The 14,093-nt window shown below is 56.5% G+C and carries 16 protein-coding genes; 11 read left to right on the top strand and 5 right to left on the bottom strand.

All coding sequences use genetic code 11. From position 1 onward, the window contains the following. Window positions 1-550: 550 nt before the first annotated feature. The 3 genes from G523_RS0100395 (at window position 551) to G523_RS0100385 (ending at window position 2,825) form a co-directional block, all read left to right on the top strand. On the top strand, window positions 551-1,003 hold the full coding sequence (locus G523_RS0100395; RefSeq protein WP_022693029.1) for an XRE family transcriptional regulator: 453 nt from the start codon (window positions 551-553) through the stop codon (window positions 1,001-1,003). 48 nt (window positions 1,004-1,051) lie between these two features. After that, window positions 1,052-1,858, top strand: coding sequence for a pyrroline-5-carboxylate reductase (gene proC / locus G523_RS0100390; protein WP_033232235.1), 807 nt, complete (start codon window positions 1,052-1,054; stop codon window positions 1,856-1,858). A 109-nt stretch (window positions 1,859-1,967) separates the two neighbouring features. Then, window positions 1,968-2,825 carry a peptidylprolyl isomerase gene (locus G523_RS0100385; RefSeq protein ID WP_022693027.1) on the top strand — a complete coding sequence of 286 codons (858 nt, stop codon included), beginning with the start codon at window positions 1,968-1,970 and terminating at the stop codon, window positions 2,823-2,825. Here the strand turns inward: G523_RS0100385 and G523_RS0100380 are convergent. Beyond that, window positions 2,822-3,832, bottom strand: coding sequence for a DUF1214 domain-containing protein (locus G523_RS0100380; RefSeq protein ID WP_022693026.1), 1,011 nt, complete (start codon window positions 3,830-3,832; stop codon window positions 2,822-2,824). The genes G523_RS0100385 and G523_RS0100380 overlap by 4 nt on opposite strands. Window positions 3,833-3,990: 158 nt before the next feature. On the opposite strand from G523_RS0100380, the gene G523_RS0100375 reads away from it, so the two are divergent. The 5 genes from G523_RS0100375 to G523_RS0100355 all read left to right on the top strand — a co-directional run bounded on the left by G523_RS0100375 (window position 3,991) and on the right by G523_RS0100355 (window position 8,162). Beyond that, window positions 3,991-5,271 carry a glycosyltransferase gene (locus tag G523_RS0100375; protein ID WP_022693025.1) on the top strand — a complete coding sequence of 427 codons (1,281 nt, stop codon included), beginning with the start codon at window positions 3,991-3,993 and terminating at the stop codon, window positions 5,269-5,271. 63 nt (window positions 5,272-5,334) lie between these two features. After that, window positions 5,335-6,996 carry a U32 family peptidase C-terminal domain-containing protein gene (locus tag G523_RS0100370; RefSeq protein WP_027441321.1) on the top strand — a complete coding sequence of 554 codons (1,662 nt, stop codon included), beginning with the start codon at window positions 5,335-5,337 and terminating at the stop codon, window positions 6,994-6,996. 62 nt (window positions 6,997-7,058) lie between these two features. After that, window positions 7,059-7,394: a hypothetical protein gene (locus G523_RS0100365; protein ID WP_022693023.1), complete on the top strand. Its 336-nt coding sequence runs from the start codon at window positions 7,059-7,061 to the stop codon at window positions 7,392-7,394. A gap of 8 nt (window positions 7,395-7,402) precedes the next feature. After that, complete coding sequence (locus G523_RS0100360) at window positions 7,403-7,813, top strand: SMI1/KNR4 family protein (protein WP_022693022.1); 411 nt, start codon at window positions 7,403-7,405, stop codon at window positions 7,811-7,813. 49 nt (window positions 7,814-7,862) lie between these two features. Then, a complete protein-coding gene (locus tag G523_RS0100355) occupies window positions 7,863-8,162 on the top strand; it encodes a DUF1244 domain-containing protein (RefSeq protein ID WP_022693021.1) in 300 nt (99 codons plus the stop codon). On the opposite strand, the gene G523_RS0100350 is transcribed toward G523_RS0100355, so the two are convergent. Genes G523_RS0100350 through epmA form a run of 3 tightly spaced genes read right to left on the bottom strand, consistent with a single transcriptional unit; the run spans window position 8,159 to window position 11,178 of the window. Continuing rightward, a complete protein-coding gene (locus G523_RS0100350) occupies window positions 8,159-9,109 on the bottom strand; it encodes an AEC family transporter (RefSeq protein ID WP_027441319.1) in 951 nt (316 codons plus the stop codon). The genes G523_RS0100355 and G523_RS0100350 overlap by 4 nt on opposite strands. A 6-nt stretch (window positions 9,110-9,115) precedes the next feature. Continuing rightward, window positions 9,116-10,156: a lysine-2,3-aminomutase-like protein gene (locus G523_RS0100345; protein WP_027441318.1), complete on the bottom strand. Its 1,041-nt coding sequence runs from the start codon at window positions 10,154-10,156 to the stop codon at window positions 9,116-9,118. Beyond that, the gene (epmA, locus tag G523_RS0100340) at window positions 10,153-11,178 is read right to left on the bottom strand and encodes an EF-P lysine aminoacylase EpmA (RefSeq protein ID WP_022693020.1); all 1,026 of its coding nucleotides are present in this window, start codon (window positions 11,176-11,178) and stop codon (window positions 10,153-10,155) included. The genes G523_RS0100345 and epmA overlap by 4 nt, the downstream gene beginning before the upstream one ends. 147 nt (window positions 11,179-11,325) lie before the next feature. Here epmA and efp point away from each other — a divergent pair, with 147 nt between their 5' ends. After that, entirely contained in the window at window positions 11,326-11,898 is a 573-nt protein-coding gene (efp, locus tag G523_RS0100335; RefSeq protein WP_022693019.1) for an elongation factor P, read from the top strand. Between the two features lie 180 nt (window positions 11,899-12,078). Continuing rightward, complete coding sequence (locus tag G523_RS0100330; protein WP_022693018.1) at window positions 12,079-12,726, top strand: glutathione S-transferase family protein; 648 nt, start codon at window positions 12,079-12,081, stop codon at window positions 12,724-12,726. Here the strand turns inward: G523_RS0100330 and G523_RS0100325 are convergent. Beyond that, on the bottom strand, window positions 12,723-13,577 hold the full coding sequence (locus G523_RS0100325) for a hypothetical protein (RefSeq protein WP_155802548.1): 855 nt from the start codon (window positions 13,575-13,577) through the stop codon (window positions 12,723-12,725). The genes G523_RS0100330 and G523_RS0100325 overlap by 4 nt on opposite strands. Before the next feature lie 124 nt (window positions 13,578-13,701). On the opposite strand from G523_RS0100325, the gene G523_RS0100320 reads away from it, so the two are divergent. Then, a complete protein-coding gene (locus G523_RS0100320) occupies window positions 13,702-14,082 on the top strand; it encodes a GFA family protein (protein ID WP_022693016.1) in 381 nt (126 codons plus the stop codon). Window positions 14,083-14,093: the final 11 nt, after the last annotated feature.

Genomic DNA, 14,093 nt, shown 5'->3' with positions numbered 1-14,093 from the left:
TTTCCCGGCAGGTCATACCCCCGGTCGTCATAGGGCGAGCTAAACTTGCGTTCGGCTGCATGTCTCATGTGTTAAGGTACAGCTCTGTGGGATCACTTGTGCGGGGTACTCAGTGAGAAATGAGCTATCTTCTATATTGGCCGATACACATCGATGGGCGTGCGACCCTGCCAATGTGAATACGGCTGATATCTATAGCAATTGGGAGTCCCATGAGGCCTTGCTAGCTGATCTGTTGAAACATTTTGAGGATGCGCAGGGAGGTTTGGCGGACTTTGTGAGGCTACGCACGTTATTCGCTCCGACAGCTGGATTGTCCGAAGTTGTTACCCAAACCGGAGCATCAGGATATCTTGAGCTTGCTTCGCGCATGGATGAGTGGTTGAGCGAACATCGCCCGGTGCAGACCTGATTGAGTGGCAGTCCGTCTCCGCCCGAACCGCTCTGGCGGACCCGTGGCGGCATGGTGGCGGGGGGCTGGCGTGGCGTAATTACGGGGGCTTGGGCTTTTTGAGGAAACTCTGTTATCGAATTTTCTCAGGAGCACATCATGACTTACAAAGCTGATACCGCAAAGATCAAACGCTGGCGCGAGGAGCGTCACTGGTCTCAGGAACACCTCGCCGATATGGCTGGTGTGGGCCTTCGTACTTTGCAGCGTATCGAGAATGGCCAGCAGGCATCTGCTGACTCTCTTAAAGCTCTGGCGAGCGCGTTTCAGGTTGATGTCACGGCTCTGTACGTCGATCCCGAAGCCGAAGCGGCTGCGATTATTAAAGCTAAGAACTCGAAAGCCAGCGATGCCATTCGCATGTCTTTCTTTATCCACCTGGCAAGCTGGGTTCTCGGCATGGCTGTGTTTGCTGCTATCAGTATTGGCTCAGGCTGGTGGGTGATGAAATGGCCAACACTCTGGTGGACGGTTGGTCTTATTTCTCATGCGGCAACTGTCGCCATTGTCGAGACGGCGATCTACTACCAGAACAAACAGCACGCGGTCTGAGCGGCGTTTGCAATTGATCCGGCGGGCAACCCGGCATAGCGTCCCGCCATGTCTCAACGAATTGCACTTCTTGGCTGTGGGCGGATGGGTTCTGCTATGGCCGCCGGTTGGCTGAAGGCCGCCGACAAACCGAAAATCTCTGTCTATGCGCCGCGCCCGACGCCGCTTGTCTCCCAATGGGTGGAGCAGGGCGAGGTGGTGCTGAACCCTGAACGCAAACCGGCTGATATTCTGGTCATTGCGGTGAAGCCTCAGGTGTTCGGCAATATTCTGGATGAGGCCCGCCCGCTTTGTGACGAGAGCACGCTGGTAATCTCCGTCATGGCGGCTTGGTCTGTCGACCGGCTGGCTGAGGCGCTGGGCACGCGGCGCATTGTGCGGGCCTTGCCAAGCACGCCGGGGGCTGTCGGGCAGGGCGTTACGCTCCTGTCCTGTGATGCCAGTGTCAGCGAGGCAGAGCTGGAGCAGGTTCGAGCGCTTCTTTCTCCACTCGGTTGGGTAGAAGGGCCGATGGCCGAAGAAACGCTTCAGGTCGCGATGACAATTTCAGGCTCTGGCCCCGCCTATGTGTTTCATCTTGTGGAGGCACTCGCCGCTGCGGGTGTCGCGAACGGTCTGGAGTCTGAGCTTGCCATGCGGCTGGCACGTCGCGGCGTCATTGGTTCCGGCGCTTTGCTCGCCGGCTCTGATGAAGATGCCGGTGCATTACGTGAAGGCGTTACATCTCCAAAGGGCGTGACTGCTGCTGCGCTGGAGGTCTTCATGGATGATCACAAAGGCTTTATCCAGCTCGCGACCAAAGCCATCGCTGCGGCGGTGGCGCGCGATCAGGCTCTGGCGCGCGGCGAAGACTAGCCGGTCACTGCGGAATTCCTGCGCAGCCATGTTGCGATGCCCCTTCGGGCTATGTCATGTCTCGCCCAACAGTCACGAACTAAAGGTGCATCGCACCAGAGGATTATCTATGCGTTTTACGTCACTTCTTTTCGGAACAGCCGCGCTGGCGCTCTCAGCGTTCCCCGCCGCCGCGCAGGATGCTGCGAGCTATGATGCTGATACGGTCGTTGCCACAGTGAACGGAACGGAGATCACAATCGGCCATATGATCGCCTATCGCGATGCGCTGCCCGCCGAGTATGCACGCCTGCCGGACGCGCAATTGTATTCGGGCATTCTGAACCAGCTGGTCGATCAGCAGCTTCTGGCCGACGAAGCGGCCCGTCTGGGCAAAGACGAAGGCCAGCGCGTACGTCTGACGATCGAGAATGACCGACGTGGCACGCTTGCGGGAATCGTCATTTCCGACATGCTTGATGAAGCGGTCACTGAAGATGCCGTTCAGGCGGCTTATGCTCAGGTCGTGGCGAGCTTTGACGGGCAGACAGAATACAACGCGTCCCATATCCTCGTGGAAACACGTGAAGAGGCTGAGTCGCTGGTCGAGCAGCTGAATGCCGGTGCTGATTTCGCGGAACTGGCGCAGGAATTTTCTACCGGTCCGACCGGCCCTAATGGCGGTAATCTTGGCTGGTTCGCGGCAGGCGTCATGGTCCAGCCATTCTCTGAGGCGGTTGAGGGCATGACCCCGGAGACTGTTTCAGGTCCGGTCCAGACCCAATTCGGCTGGCATGTGATCCGCCTGAATGAGACGCGTGAAACGACACCGCCTTCATTGGCTGAGATGCGTGACGGCATTATTGCGGAGCTCCGAAATAATGCACTGCAAGCACATCTGGACGCGCTCAATGACGCGGCGGATATCGTCATTGCCGGAGACGCCGTTCCAGAGACAGCGCTCTCCACCGTCCAACTGGACGACTAGTCCATCGGTTGCGGGGCGGGCGGTTGCCACTCACCTGAGGTGATCGCTTCGCCCGGCTGATAGGCGCGGATGACATAGTTCCACCCTTCGGGTGTCGGAATGCAATTCACCGTGCCCGCCTCACATCCACCAAGCTGAATGCGGTAACTTCCATCCTCGCCTTGCGTCGCGTTCACATTGTTGAGCGCATTTACGCCAAGCTCGTTTTCCACCATGAAGCCGCGCGTATTGTACATGGTGACGGACCAGAAAGCGTCCACTGGCACATCATTGAGGATCAGCTCATGAGGCTTGTTTTCATCGCCAGGCATTGGGCGGCCTGTGAAATAATCGGCTTCTGCTTCTGGCAACAAGCCCCAGCCGACCGCAGTAACGATCAGGTGTGAGACCGGATCGATTTCCTCGGCGGTGCCCATGCGGATACCGAAATTACCTCGCGACAGCGCTCCAAGACGTAAGAGCGCCATGCGGGTCGCATCGAAGCTTGCCTGATCATATTCGGGAACGACAAATTCGCCCTGCGCAGGCTGACTGATCTCGATCAGGTCCTGCAGCCCGTTAGCGATGGAAATATCGTCCTGATCGAATGAGTCGGCGAAGACGCGGATGATTACGGCGGCATAACGCGTACCAATATCTTCGGCTGTGAAGGTGTTGCTACCACCATGATAGACATCAATTGTCGTATGGTCCTGCGTCAGCACTTGGGCTGAGATATAACGCCCGTCCGGCGCATCGGGCAGGGTGATGGTGACAGGGCCGGCTTCCATGTCGAACACGCCGGAGGAATACAGCGTATCGAGGTTCATACGAATAACCGTCTGGTTTTCCAGATCGGTCGGCTGGCGTCCGAGATGAACGCTACCCAGCTGGCCACGGCCGATCACGACGCCCATATACCGGTCCGTTTCCGCGCGGACGAAATTGTGCGGGCCAACATGGACTGGATCGGCGATTGCGGTGGTCGAAAGCATAAGACCGCCAAGCGCGGCGACGGCGTATTTCATCAAGTCTCTCCCTCGGTCTGCCTCACGTCTTGATGCGTGGCGGTCAGTGTTTCCAGTGCATCGTGGACCACTGCGAAGCGCGTGGCTAGATTTAATGTTACCCCGGCCAGCCTGTGTTAAGCTGCAGCGGTTCGCAGCAGGGGAAATGCGTATCCGCAATGAAAGTTCTCATCCTCACTTATGGCACGCGAGGCGATGTCCAGCCGTTTGTGGCGCTGGGGCGCGGCCTGAATGCGCGCGGCGACGAGGTGCACATTGCCACCTCCACGCGCTTTGAGGCGTTCGTCACAGAGAATGGTCTCGGCTTCTGCCCTGTCTCTGATGACTTGTTGGCTATTCTCGACACGCGCGACGGGAAAGACATGCTGGAGAACACGGCGAATTTCTTCGATATGGCGCGCCAGTATGTCCGGATGGCTAAACGTGTCGGGCCGATGCTGGAAGAACAGTTGGAACAGGGCTGGCAGGCAGGGCAGCAGGTCCAGCCTGATCTGGTGATCTTCCATCCAAAAGGTGCTGCCGGGCCTGCTATCGCTGAGGTTTTCAACGCGCCCGCCATTCTGGCCCTACCGTTTCCTATGTTGGTTGCGACTGGTGAGGCGCCGCATCTCGGCTTCCCGAAACTACCCTTGGGTGCTGCTTATAACCGGTTCACACATAATGTCGTGCGCGCAGCATCTGCGCTTGGTCTCAAGGGCGCGATGAAGAAGCTGCGGGCGAATAAGGGCCTGCCAAAAGCGAAGCGTTATGATGCACTTCACATGGCGGACGGAACGCGCTTGCCGACCATGACATGTGTGAGCCCGTCAGTTGTTCAGCGCCCGCATGACTGGAATGAAAGCGACATCATCACCGGCTATTGGTTTCTGGACCATCAGTCAGACTGGCAGCCGGATGAGGCGCTCGAAGAGTTTCTACGGGCTGGGCCGCCGCCGGTTTATATCGGGTTTGGGTCGATATCAGGTAAGCGTCCTGAAAAATTGGCGGAGATTGCGATCAATGCGCTGGCAGCATCTGGCCAACGCGGCATTCTGGCGACAGGCTGGGGCGGGCTGAAACCGTCTGACCTGCCTGAAACGGTGTTTCAGATTGATAGCGCGCCGCATGACTGGCTGTTTCCGCGTATGGCGTGCGTCGTACATCACGGCGGCGCGGGCACAACAGCGGCAGGGCTGAAAGCAGGTGTACCGTCTCTCATCGTGCCGTTTGTTGGCGACCAGCCTTACTGGGCCGACAAAGTGTTCGAGATTGGCGCCGGACCGAAAGGCATTCCGCAAAAGAAATTGACTACTGAAAACCTCGCCGCCGCGATTTCTGAAGCTGTGACCAGCGAAGCGATCTGCAACCGTGCTGCTGAGATTGGCGCGAAAATCAGAGCCGAGAACGGCGTTGCTGCGGCGATCGCTCACATTGATCGGGCGATGGGTCGCAGGGGCTAATAAGCCTTATCTTATTTGTGGATATTGATTTTCTGCAGAAGACCTGAGAAGAGCGCGCCCATGATGAAACGCTCTGAACTCCTAATGCCTGCGGGCAATCTCGATAAGCTGAAAGTGGCCGTCCTGTATGGGGCAGATGCCATCTATATGGGCACGCCGGATATGTCGCTCCGGACGAAGGCCGAGTTCACGCTGGAACACGTGGTTGAGGGGATTGAGTTTGCCCATGCCCATGGCAAGCGGGTCTATCTCACGCTCAACTTGTTCTCGCACAATAAGGACGTGCCAAAGCTGGCCGAGTATGCAGAGACCATCCGTGAGATTTCACCGGATGGGCTGATTATCGCTGATCCGGGTGTGTTCCAGTTCATGAAAGAGGCTGTGCCGCACATTCCGCTGCATATCTCTACGCAGTCGAATGTTTGCTCATGGCTGACGGTGAAGTTCTGGGAGCAACAAGGCGCAGAACTCTGCGTGATGGCGCGGGAAGTCTCGTTTCCGGAGCTGACGGAAATCCGTGAGAAATGCCCGGACATCAAGCTCGAAGCCTTCATCCATGGCGCGATGTGCATGACGTATTCAGGCCGGTGTCTGCTGTCGAACTTCATGGCAGAGCGCGGGGCCAATCAGGGCAATTGTGCCAATTCCTGTCGCTGGCATTACAAGGTTCATGTACGCCTGAAAGACGGTAAAACGCATGAGCTGGCGATCACGGACGAGAACAAAGACCTGTTTGAATTCCTGCTCGAAGAAGATCAGCGCCCGGGTGAGCTAATGCCTATCGAGGAAGACGAGCGCGGGTCTTACATTCTGAATTCGAAAGATATGTGCATGATGCCGGTGCTGGATGATTATCTGCGCATTGGCGTCGATAGTCTTAAGGTCGAGGGGCGGAATAAGAGCCTTTACTATGTAGCTCTGGTGGCGCGCACTTATCGCGCGGCGATTGATGCCTGGTATGCAGACCCTGAGAGCTGGGACCCGAAGCCTTACATGGACGAGCTGCGCAATGTCGCTAACCGCGGCTATACCATGGCGTTTCATCATGGCCGCCTGAGTAATTACTCCCACAACTATGAAGACACGCAGGCCATTGGCGAGTGGGAGTTTGCGGGCATGATCACCGAGGTGCGCGAGGACGCGTTTATCCTTCAGGTGAAGAACCGCATCATCGCGGGCGATGTCCTCGAATTCCTGCCGCCGGATGCGACGGCGGAAACCGTGCTTCTGCGCGTCTATGAGTTTGAGGATGCCGACAAAGACACAATAACGGAGAAGGTTTCCGGCGGGCCGCAGACCCGCGTGCGCATCCCGTTCAGCCTGTTCGATCAGGAGGTGATTGAAAGCCTGAAAGAGCGCATCCCACCGATGACGATTGTGCGCAAGGAGACGCCGCTCACCCAGAAACAATGGGATCGCATTCGCTTCGATAAAACAGGTATGCGTATCGAGATGGAAGGCCGTGTTGATGCAGAGGCTGTGGACCGGCTTTATGCCCGACAGCGCGCGAAACTGGTTGAATCGCGCGAGGCGGGCCAGAAGGATGTGAAGTTCAAAACAGCCCGCCTTGGTATTGAGGGCTGCTGCGGGCGCGGCTGCAATGGCTGTATGATTTTCTGGAATGATCCGGAGTTTGAAAAAGCGCGAGCCTTGATGGCGAAGAAAAAACAGGGTGAGATGCTCGAACGCGATGCTCGCAAAATGGATATGGAGGAGGACGCCTGATCAGTCAGCCTGCTGGATATTCCGGTAAGCCGCTCTGGCAGAAGCTCGGCATTAAGCCGGGCATGCGTGTGCTGCCGGTTAATCAGCCTGCCCATTATGCCGATCTGATTGACGGCGCAGAAGGCATGGAAGAGGTCGCGTCCGGTCCTGCGGAGATGGTGCACCTCTTCTGTGAGACGCGCGCTGATCTTGATGCGGGCTTCGGTCTCGCGCTGTCGCAGGTCGCGTCCGGCGGTATGCTCTGGGTGAGCTGGCCAAAAAAGTCGTCCAAACGGTTCATTGATCTGACCGAAGACCAACTGCGCGAGGTTATTCTTCCGACAGGCTGGGTGGATGTGAAAGTCTGCGCAGTGGATGCGGACTGGTCCGGCCTGAAATTCCTCAAACGCAAAGCATAAGGGCGGACATGACTTATACCTTCGATGCGCAAAACCCACCGGTAGATGATGGGGAGATTACTGCTCTGGAAGAGCTTCTCGATGCGCCATTGCCGGACAACTATAAAGCGCTTTTGAAGTATTCTCATGGCGGCGAGTGGCCGATACCGGTCGCGCCTTATGACTTCGTGATGTTTGAGGTTGATACGGTGATCGGAAACCTCACGGCGACGGACTTTTCTGAAGCGTTTCCGGGCCTGCTGCCCATCGGCGGCGATGGCATGTCAGACTATATCGCGCTTGATTTTACCGGCGGCGGAGCCGCGAAAGTGGTCGGTGTCGATGCGGTGGAATCTGCACCGGAAGATGCCGTCTATCCGATTGCCGATACTCTCGAAGCATTTCTGGAAATGGTCGGTCAGGCGCCGGAAGAAGACTAGACAGGGCAAGTCTCAGCGCCATATCTGAAAGCCGGATAAAGGATACGCCATGACTGACCAGATCACGCAGGACAAAATTGAAGCCGCAGCTTTTCGCAGGCTTCTGAAACATCTCGCTGACAATCCGGATGTGCAGAATATTGATCTGATGATCACAGCAGATTTCTGCCGGAATTGTCTGGCGGACTGGTATCGCGAAGCTGCGGCTGAGAACGGTGTCGAAATGTCTAAGGATGAGGCCCGCGACTATACCCATGGCATGCCATATGCCGAGTGGAAGGCGTCTCAGCCAGACGCGACGCCAGAGCAAATGGCAGCGTTTAAAGCTCGTAAAGACGCGAAAGCCTAGGCGCCCATAAACAAGCGCAGATAAAGCGTCAGCGTCACAACCGAAACCACAGTCGAGATCAGTACGACCTGTCCCGGAATGCGGGCGTTTCGCTCATAGAATTCGGCCAGCATGAATGGACCGGTGCCTGTTGGCATGGCCGCGATGAAAACAGCCGAGTGCAGCAGGAAAGGTGGCAGGTTCAGGATCGGTCCGGCGACGATCCATGTGATGAGGGGCTGCGCAAACAGCTTCAGGCCCGTCAGCCACGTAATGTCGACAATGCGAACTGGCGCGGCGTCTTCCTTTGCGCCAGCGTCAGCGAAGAACAGACCGATAGCGACCAGCGCGCAGGGTGAGGCGGCCGCGCCGAGCAGGTCTATGAAAGACTGAGCCGGGGCTGGAACGCTAATCCCCGCGAGCAGGAAGACTGTGCCAAGCGCGGGCGCGATAAATAGAGGGTTGGTGAACAGTTTTACGGTCGTGACGCGCGCGATTTTGAGTGGGCTGCCTTCTGTCTGCAGTGCGCTCTCGATAATGATCAGGCCGATACAGAAGATCACCGTGATCGTGATCACCGAAGCAATCACAGCTGGCATCAGGCCGGGCTGTCCATAGACGGCCAGCATGAGCGGAAAACCCATATAGGCCGTATTTGAATAGCTGGAGCTGAGGCCATCTACGGCCGCATCGGCGAGCTTCACCTTCTGCCAGACGCGAATGAAGAGGGTGATGAAGAACACCACGAAACAACCGGTCGAGTAGGCAAGGATGAAACCCGGCTGCCAGATCTCTTCAAGACCAGCGCCTGCGATGACATCAAACATCAGAACGGGCAAAGCCAGATAGACGACAAACCGGTTGATCTCGCGCAGCGCGGTTGGGCCGAGCGCACCAAACCGGCGAGCCGCCCAGCCAGCCAGAATGAGCCCGAAGACGGGCAGAACGGTGAAAAGCGTCGAAAGCATGGGCGGTCAGATCTTATAGGGATGAAGTTTACCGTCACGGCCGCGCAGAGCCGGGCCATCTGGCGTCTCGCGCAGGTCGGACTGAGCGGCATTAGCTTTGGAGACGCCGCCCGGAATGTCGATGACATAGCGTGGCACAGACAATCCGCTGACGCGGTCGCGAACCGCATCGTAAAGGGCGCGGCCTTCGTCTACGCTCACACGAAAATGCGATGTGCCGGGGGCAAGGTCTGGATGGTGCAAATAGTAAGGGCGGATCAGGTTTTCTGTGAGTGCTTCGAACAGGTTAGACAGCGCCGCAACCGAATTGTTGATACCGTTGAGCAGAACGGTCTGAGACACGAGAGCGATGCCCGCATCTGCCATCAGGCGGGCTGCGGCTTTGGTTTCGTCTGACAGTTCTTGCATATGATTGATATGGATTGAGACATAGGTCGCGACGCCATCAGCTTTTAATCCGTCGATAAATTCCGGAGTAATGCGAGCAGGGTCGGCGACCGGCATGCGCGTGTGCCAGCGAATGATTTTGACGTGCGGAATATCTGCAATCGCGTCAGTGAGGGAACGCGCGCGTTTGGCCGACAGCATGAACGGATCGCCGCCTGTCAGGATGACTTCCTTTACCTCCGGCTGGCTTCGAACATAATTGAGCGCGGCGTCGAGTTCCGCTGGCGTGAGCGTGTCGCCAAGGTCTGGCCCGACCATTTCGCGGCGAAAGCAAAAGCGGCAGTATACAGGGCAGACTGCGACAGGCTTCAGCAAAACCCGGTTCGGGTAGCGGTGGACGATACCGGCAACCGGTGAATGGCTCTCATCGCCAATCGGGTCGTTCAGCTCCTCTGGCAGGCGCACCAACTCGGCAGGTGAGGGGACGAACATACGCGCGATGGGGTCAGATGGGTCGTCACGTTCGATACGGTTTGCCAGAAACGGCGTCACCGCGATGGCGTAACGGTCCGCAACAGGTTTCAGCGCGTCTGCTTCCTCGTCAGAGACCAGTCCGGCACTGGCTAGCGCGACAGGTGAGGAGAGCGGGCGTGAGCTCATGCCTCGAAAGGTGTCCAGATCATATGATGCACGCTTGGTGCTTTTGCTGCGAGCATCGCGATACGTTCAAAGCCGAGCGCCACGCCGCTGGCATCTGGCATGGTTTCAAGCGCTTTCAGGAAGTCTTCGTCGAGCGGGTAACGCTCGCCATAGAGCTTTTCTTTCAGCGCCATGTCGTCTTCAAAACGTGCGCGTTGCTCTTCCGGATCGGTGAGCTCGTGAAAGCCGTTCGCGAGTTCGATACCGCAGGCATAGAGTTCAAACCGGTCAGCAAAGCGCGGATCGTCTTCGCAGGCGCGTGCAAGCGCTGCTTCACAGATCGGGTAGCGATAGAGCACGGTAAGTTGGCCGTTTCCAAGTTTCGGTTCGATTTTGGACACCAGAACAGCCGAGAAAATATCAGACCAGCTCGCATCTTTTGAAATGCCAATGCCGGCCTCAATCGCGAAATCTGCGAACAGATCACGGTCGTCGAGTACGAGTTCCAAATCGATATGGGCAAAGACGAGAAACGCATCTGACAAAGACAGAAGCTCGACCGGAATGAACGGGTCACATACCCGACCTTTCCATTCAAACACCTTTGTCCGCATGGTCTTGGCCGCGGTCCGGCAAAGCTCGACTGTATCTTTGATGACGTCCTCAAGAGACGCGCCTGTGCGGTACCACTCGATCATGGTGAACTCGGGTGAATGGAGCGGGCTGACCTCGCCATTGCGATAAACACGGGCAAAATCAACGATCTGCGTTTCGCCCGCACTTAAAAGCTTTTTGCAGGAAAACTCTGGCGAAGTGTGGAGATAAAGCGGCTTCTGGGCGCCTGTGTCATCGCGATAATCTGTTTTGAAGGCCTGGAGATGGGTTTCGTTTCCGGGCGAGGTTTGCAGCGCAGAACACTCGACCTGAGTGAAACCTTCATCTTCAAACCAGTCTTCCAGAGCGCGTTTGACCGTTCGGCGCGCAGTCAGGAATGGGCGGCGGTCTGCATGACGATCCGGATGCCAGAATGGATCACCTGTCATTTGCGCGTGCTCCGCTTCAAAACGAATTACTCAACTGGGAGCTTGGCGAAAGCGCCTTAAGACGGTATGGCGGTGGCCAGACCTGCTGCTCCGTTACCGGAGCGCTCTACACCACCAGCCCCTTAGCGGGCAACACGGGAAAACCTCATGGCCGTTGAAGTCGCAGCGAATATTCGCAAGGGAAACATTATTGAACACACGGATGGGCAACTTTACGTCGTTCTGAAAGCAGAATCTTTCCGTCCGGGTAAAGGTACACCGACCACCACTATCGAGATGCGCCGCATTTCTGATGGCATCAAGTCTGTAATCACGACGAAGACTCAGGAAAAGCTGGAAAAAGCATTCGTTGAGGAAGTCGATCACACATATCTCTACATGGATGGCGATAACTACGTCTTCATGCACCCTGAGACATTCGAGCAGGTCTACGTATCTGGCACGATGCTTGGCGACAGCGCACCATTCCTGCAGGAAAACATGACCTGCATCCTGCAGATGTTCAACGGCGAGCCGGTGTCCATCACACTGCCTAAGAGCATCACGGTCGAAATCACTGAGACAGAGCCGGTTGTTAAAGGCCAGACAGCGTCTTCTTCTTACAAGCCTGCGATGACTGACATTGGCGTTCGCGTAATGGTGCCTCCGCACATTGATGCTGGCACACGTGTTGTCGTGAACACAGAAGATTCCACTTATATGGAACGTGCGAAAGACTAAGGTCTCACGCCTTCTGATACGAATGAGCGGACGAGCGATCGTCCGCTTTTTTTGTGCCCGCCTTTCCGTGAGGGAAAGCGTCAAATTTTCAATCGGAGTGATCTGAGGCATTAATTTTTCAATGGTAAACTTTTACCCGTGCACTGGCCGGATTTCGGTAGCGTGCAAGGGGATAGGCAGATGGCACTCGTGCTGCATTACATCTACGGGTCCACGGCTTCCATACCGCATGCGGTGCTGGAAGAAGCGGGTTTGCCTTACAGCCTGAAGGCGCTGCCATCAGGTGTCGATGACGTGCATCTCGATCATCACCCCGAAGCGAATTTCAAGCTGTCAGGTCGTATCCCTGCGTTGGAAGACGGTTCCAGCGTCGTCTTTGAGACTGGCGCTATCATCATGCACCTGTTGGCAAAGCCGGAAGCGGCGCATCTGATGCCCGCCTACGGGTCAAATGAATATTCCCGCTTCATGCAATGGCTGTTCTACCTGACGACATCGGCCAAGGCGACGTTGATGGAATTCATGTGGCCTGAGCGGTGGGGGCGGTTTGCAGATGATCAGGACTGGGTTCGTGAGCGTGCCGCCGACCGCATGGTCACCCAGTGTGATTATCTGGATTCCAACGTGTCAGACGGCACATTCCTGTCCGTCGGGTTCACCGCGCTCGATATCTATCTGACCGAGCTTGCCCGCTGGAGCGCTGTTACCGGCATGCCGATGTGGCGATGGAAAAATCTCGGTAAGATTGTCGAGGCGACCCGCAACCGGCCTGCCTATAAACGAATGCTTGCTATGCAAAGGATCAGCTGGCCAATGCAGGCTGCCTAGCTGCCGTGATAGGTGACGAGCACATAGCCTCGCTTTGCCATGTCTGCTTTCAGTTTTGACCGGAAACCAGCATCGCCCGGAATGGCGCAGATAGACGTCAGCGTGTCCAGCATGATGTCCGTCACATCTCCCTCCCAGGTGAAGGCGAGATAGGCCGAGCCAATGCCGAACAGGGTAAGCCCCGCGCGCTCTTCCAGATGACGGGCCAGCTCGTGATTTTCGAACGGGTTGAGGTCGCCTTCAGGCCCGTCCGGTCCGAAATAGCCGTTCGGAAAGGCGATGAGTGTTTCATAGGCATGGCGAACGGGCGCCAGATTGAACACACTAATGCCATCGAGTTTTTTGGCGTAGGTCGATACGTCTTTCCAGTACTCGTCCCATAGCGTCAGCTCTGTGTTTGTCCGCAGACGGGCGCTCACCTCATCAAATGACATTGTCACAAGCTGGCGGCGGAAATTGGCTTCGCGGATGGGGAATTCTTCAGGCGCATTCATCTCGCCGAGATACTCACCCGTCTCATCGAAATGGTCGGCGGGTGCCAGCGATGCATCCACCTCGCCGGTATCATTCAGGCCGTAGCGCTCGGCTGCATGGTATGAGGTGTAAGACGCCTGAAAGTCATCAAGGCTGGTGACGACTTTCATATCCGCATGGTCGCTTTGAAGTTTGCGATACGTCTTCAGAAGATCGGGAATGCCGAAGGCACCGGTTGCGACGTATCCGTCTGTGAGCTGCTCCTGAGCTGCTGCCATCTTCGTGTCAGAGAAACGAACGAGCTTTAACGGACCTTTCGCCATAGGTCGGCGCTGTCGCGTATCGCTCTTTTTCTTTTTCTTGAAAAACGAAAACATGGAGTACTCAGGTGAATAGAGCACGCTAACCTAAGGGAAAGCGTACTCAGAGCAAGCGGCATTTTCAGCAGATTAAGAATTTGCGGTAAGACTGGCGCTGAACCCGGATTACAGGGAGCGATCCATGGCCAAGGGACAGTGCCTGTGCGGCGCATTATCGTTTGAAGTCGAAGGCGACCCGATCTGGAGCGCCATATGCCATTGCGAAAGCTGCCGGCGCGCAACGTCTTCGCCGTTTACCGCATTTGTTGGCTTCTCTCGCGATAGCGTTCGCTGGACGGGTGATACGCCGGCCAGCTATGCGCATTCTGAAAAGGCCGAACGCCTTTTCTGCAAGAAATGCGGGTCGCAGATTGCCTACATGTCGAACTCGCGGACGGATCAGATAGATCTTTATACGGCGAGTTTTGACGACCCGAATGCGTTCGCGCCGACCAAAACCGCCTTCAGTGAGGAGGCGCTGTCTTTCATTCATGCAATCCCAAATCTGCCAGACTGGAACTAATCTTCCCTGTG

Source organism: Ponticaulis koreensis DSM 19734 (genome assembly GCF_000420665.1).
GTDB classification, from domain to species: Bacteria; Pseudomonadota; Alphaproteobacteria; order Caulobacterales; family Hyphomonadaceae; genus Ponticaulis; species Ponticaulis koreensis.
The sequence above is the reverse complement of the archived record's forward strand: the minus strand, read 5'-3'. Positions and strand labels throughout refer to the sequence as shown.

Coding starts and splice junctions, on each gene's coding strand:
- G523_RS0100395 (WP_022693029.1), top strand. CDS start 551: ATGACTTACAAAGCTGATACCGCAAAGATCAAACGCTGGCGCGAGGAG.
- proC (WP_033232235.1), top strand. CDS start 1,052: ATGTCTCAACGAATTGCACTTCTTGGCTGTGGGCGGATGGGTTCTGCT.
- G523_RS0100385 (WP_022693027.1), top strand. CDS start 1,968: ATGCGTTTTACGTCACTTCTTTTCGGAACAGCCGCGCTGGCGCTCTCA.
- G523_RS0100380 (WP_022693026.1), bottom strand. CDS start 3,832: ATGAAATACGCCGTCGCCGCGCTTGGCGGTCTTATGCTTTCGACCACC.
- G523_RS0100375 (WP_022693025.1), top strand. CDS start 3,991: ATGAAAGTTCTCATCCTCACTTATGGCACGCGAGGCGATGTCCAGCCG.
- G523_RS0100370 (WP_027441321.1), top strand. CDS start 5,335: ATGAAACGCTCTGAACTCCTAATGCCTGCGGGCAATCTCGATAAGCTG.
- G523_RS0100365 (WP_022693023.1), top strand. CDS start 7,059: ATGCGTGTGCTGCCGGTTAATCAGCCTGCCCATTATGCCGATCTGATT.
- G523_RS0100360 (WP_022693022.1), top strand. CDS start 7,403: ATGACTTATACCTTCGATGCGCAAAACCCACCGGTAGATGATGGGGAG.
- G523_RS0100355 (WP_022693021.1), top strand. CDS start 7,863: ATGACTGACCAGATCACGCAGGACAAAATTGAAGCCGCAGCTTTTCGC.
- G523_RS0100350 (WP_027441319.1), bottom strand. CDS start 9,109: ATGCTTTCGACGCTTTTCACCGTTCTGCCCGTCTTCGGGCTCATTCTG.
- G523_RS0100345 (WP_027441318.1), bottom strand. CDS start 10,156: ATGAGCTCACGCCCGCTCTCCTCACCTGTCGCGCTAGCCAGTGCCGGA.
- epmA (WP_022693020.1), bottom strand. CDS start 11,178: ATGACAGGTGATCCATTCTGGCATCCGGATCGTCATGCAGACCGCCGC.
- efp (WP_022693019.1), top strand. CDS start 11,326: ATGGCCGTTGAAGTCGCAGCGAATATTCGCAAGGGAAACATTATTGAA.
- G523_RS0100330 (WP_022693018.1), top strand. CDS start 12,079: ATGGCACTCGTGCTGCATTACATCTACGGGTCCACGGCTTCCATACCG.
- G523_RS0100325 (WP_155802548.1), bottom strand. CDS start 13,577: ATGTTTTCGTTTTTCAAGAAAAAGAAAAAGAGCGATACGCGACAGCGC.
- G523_RS0100320 (WP_022693016.1), top strand. CDS start 13,702: ATGGCCAAGGGACAGTGCCTGTGCGGCGCATTATCGTTTGAAGTCGAA.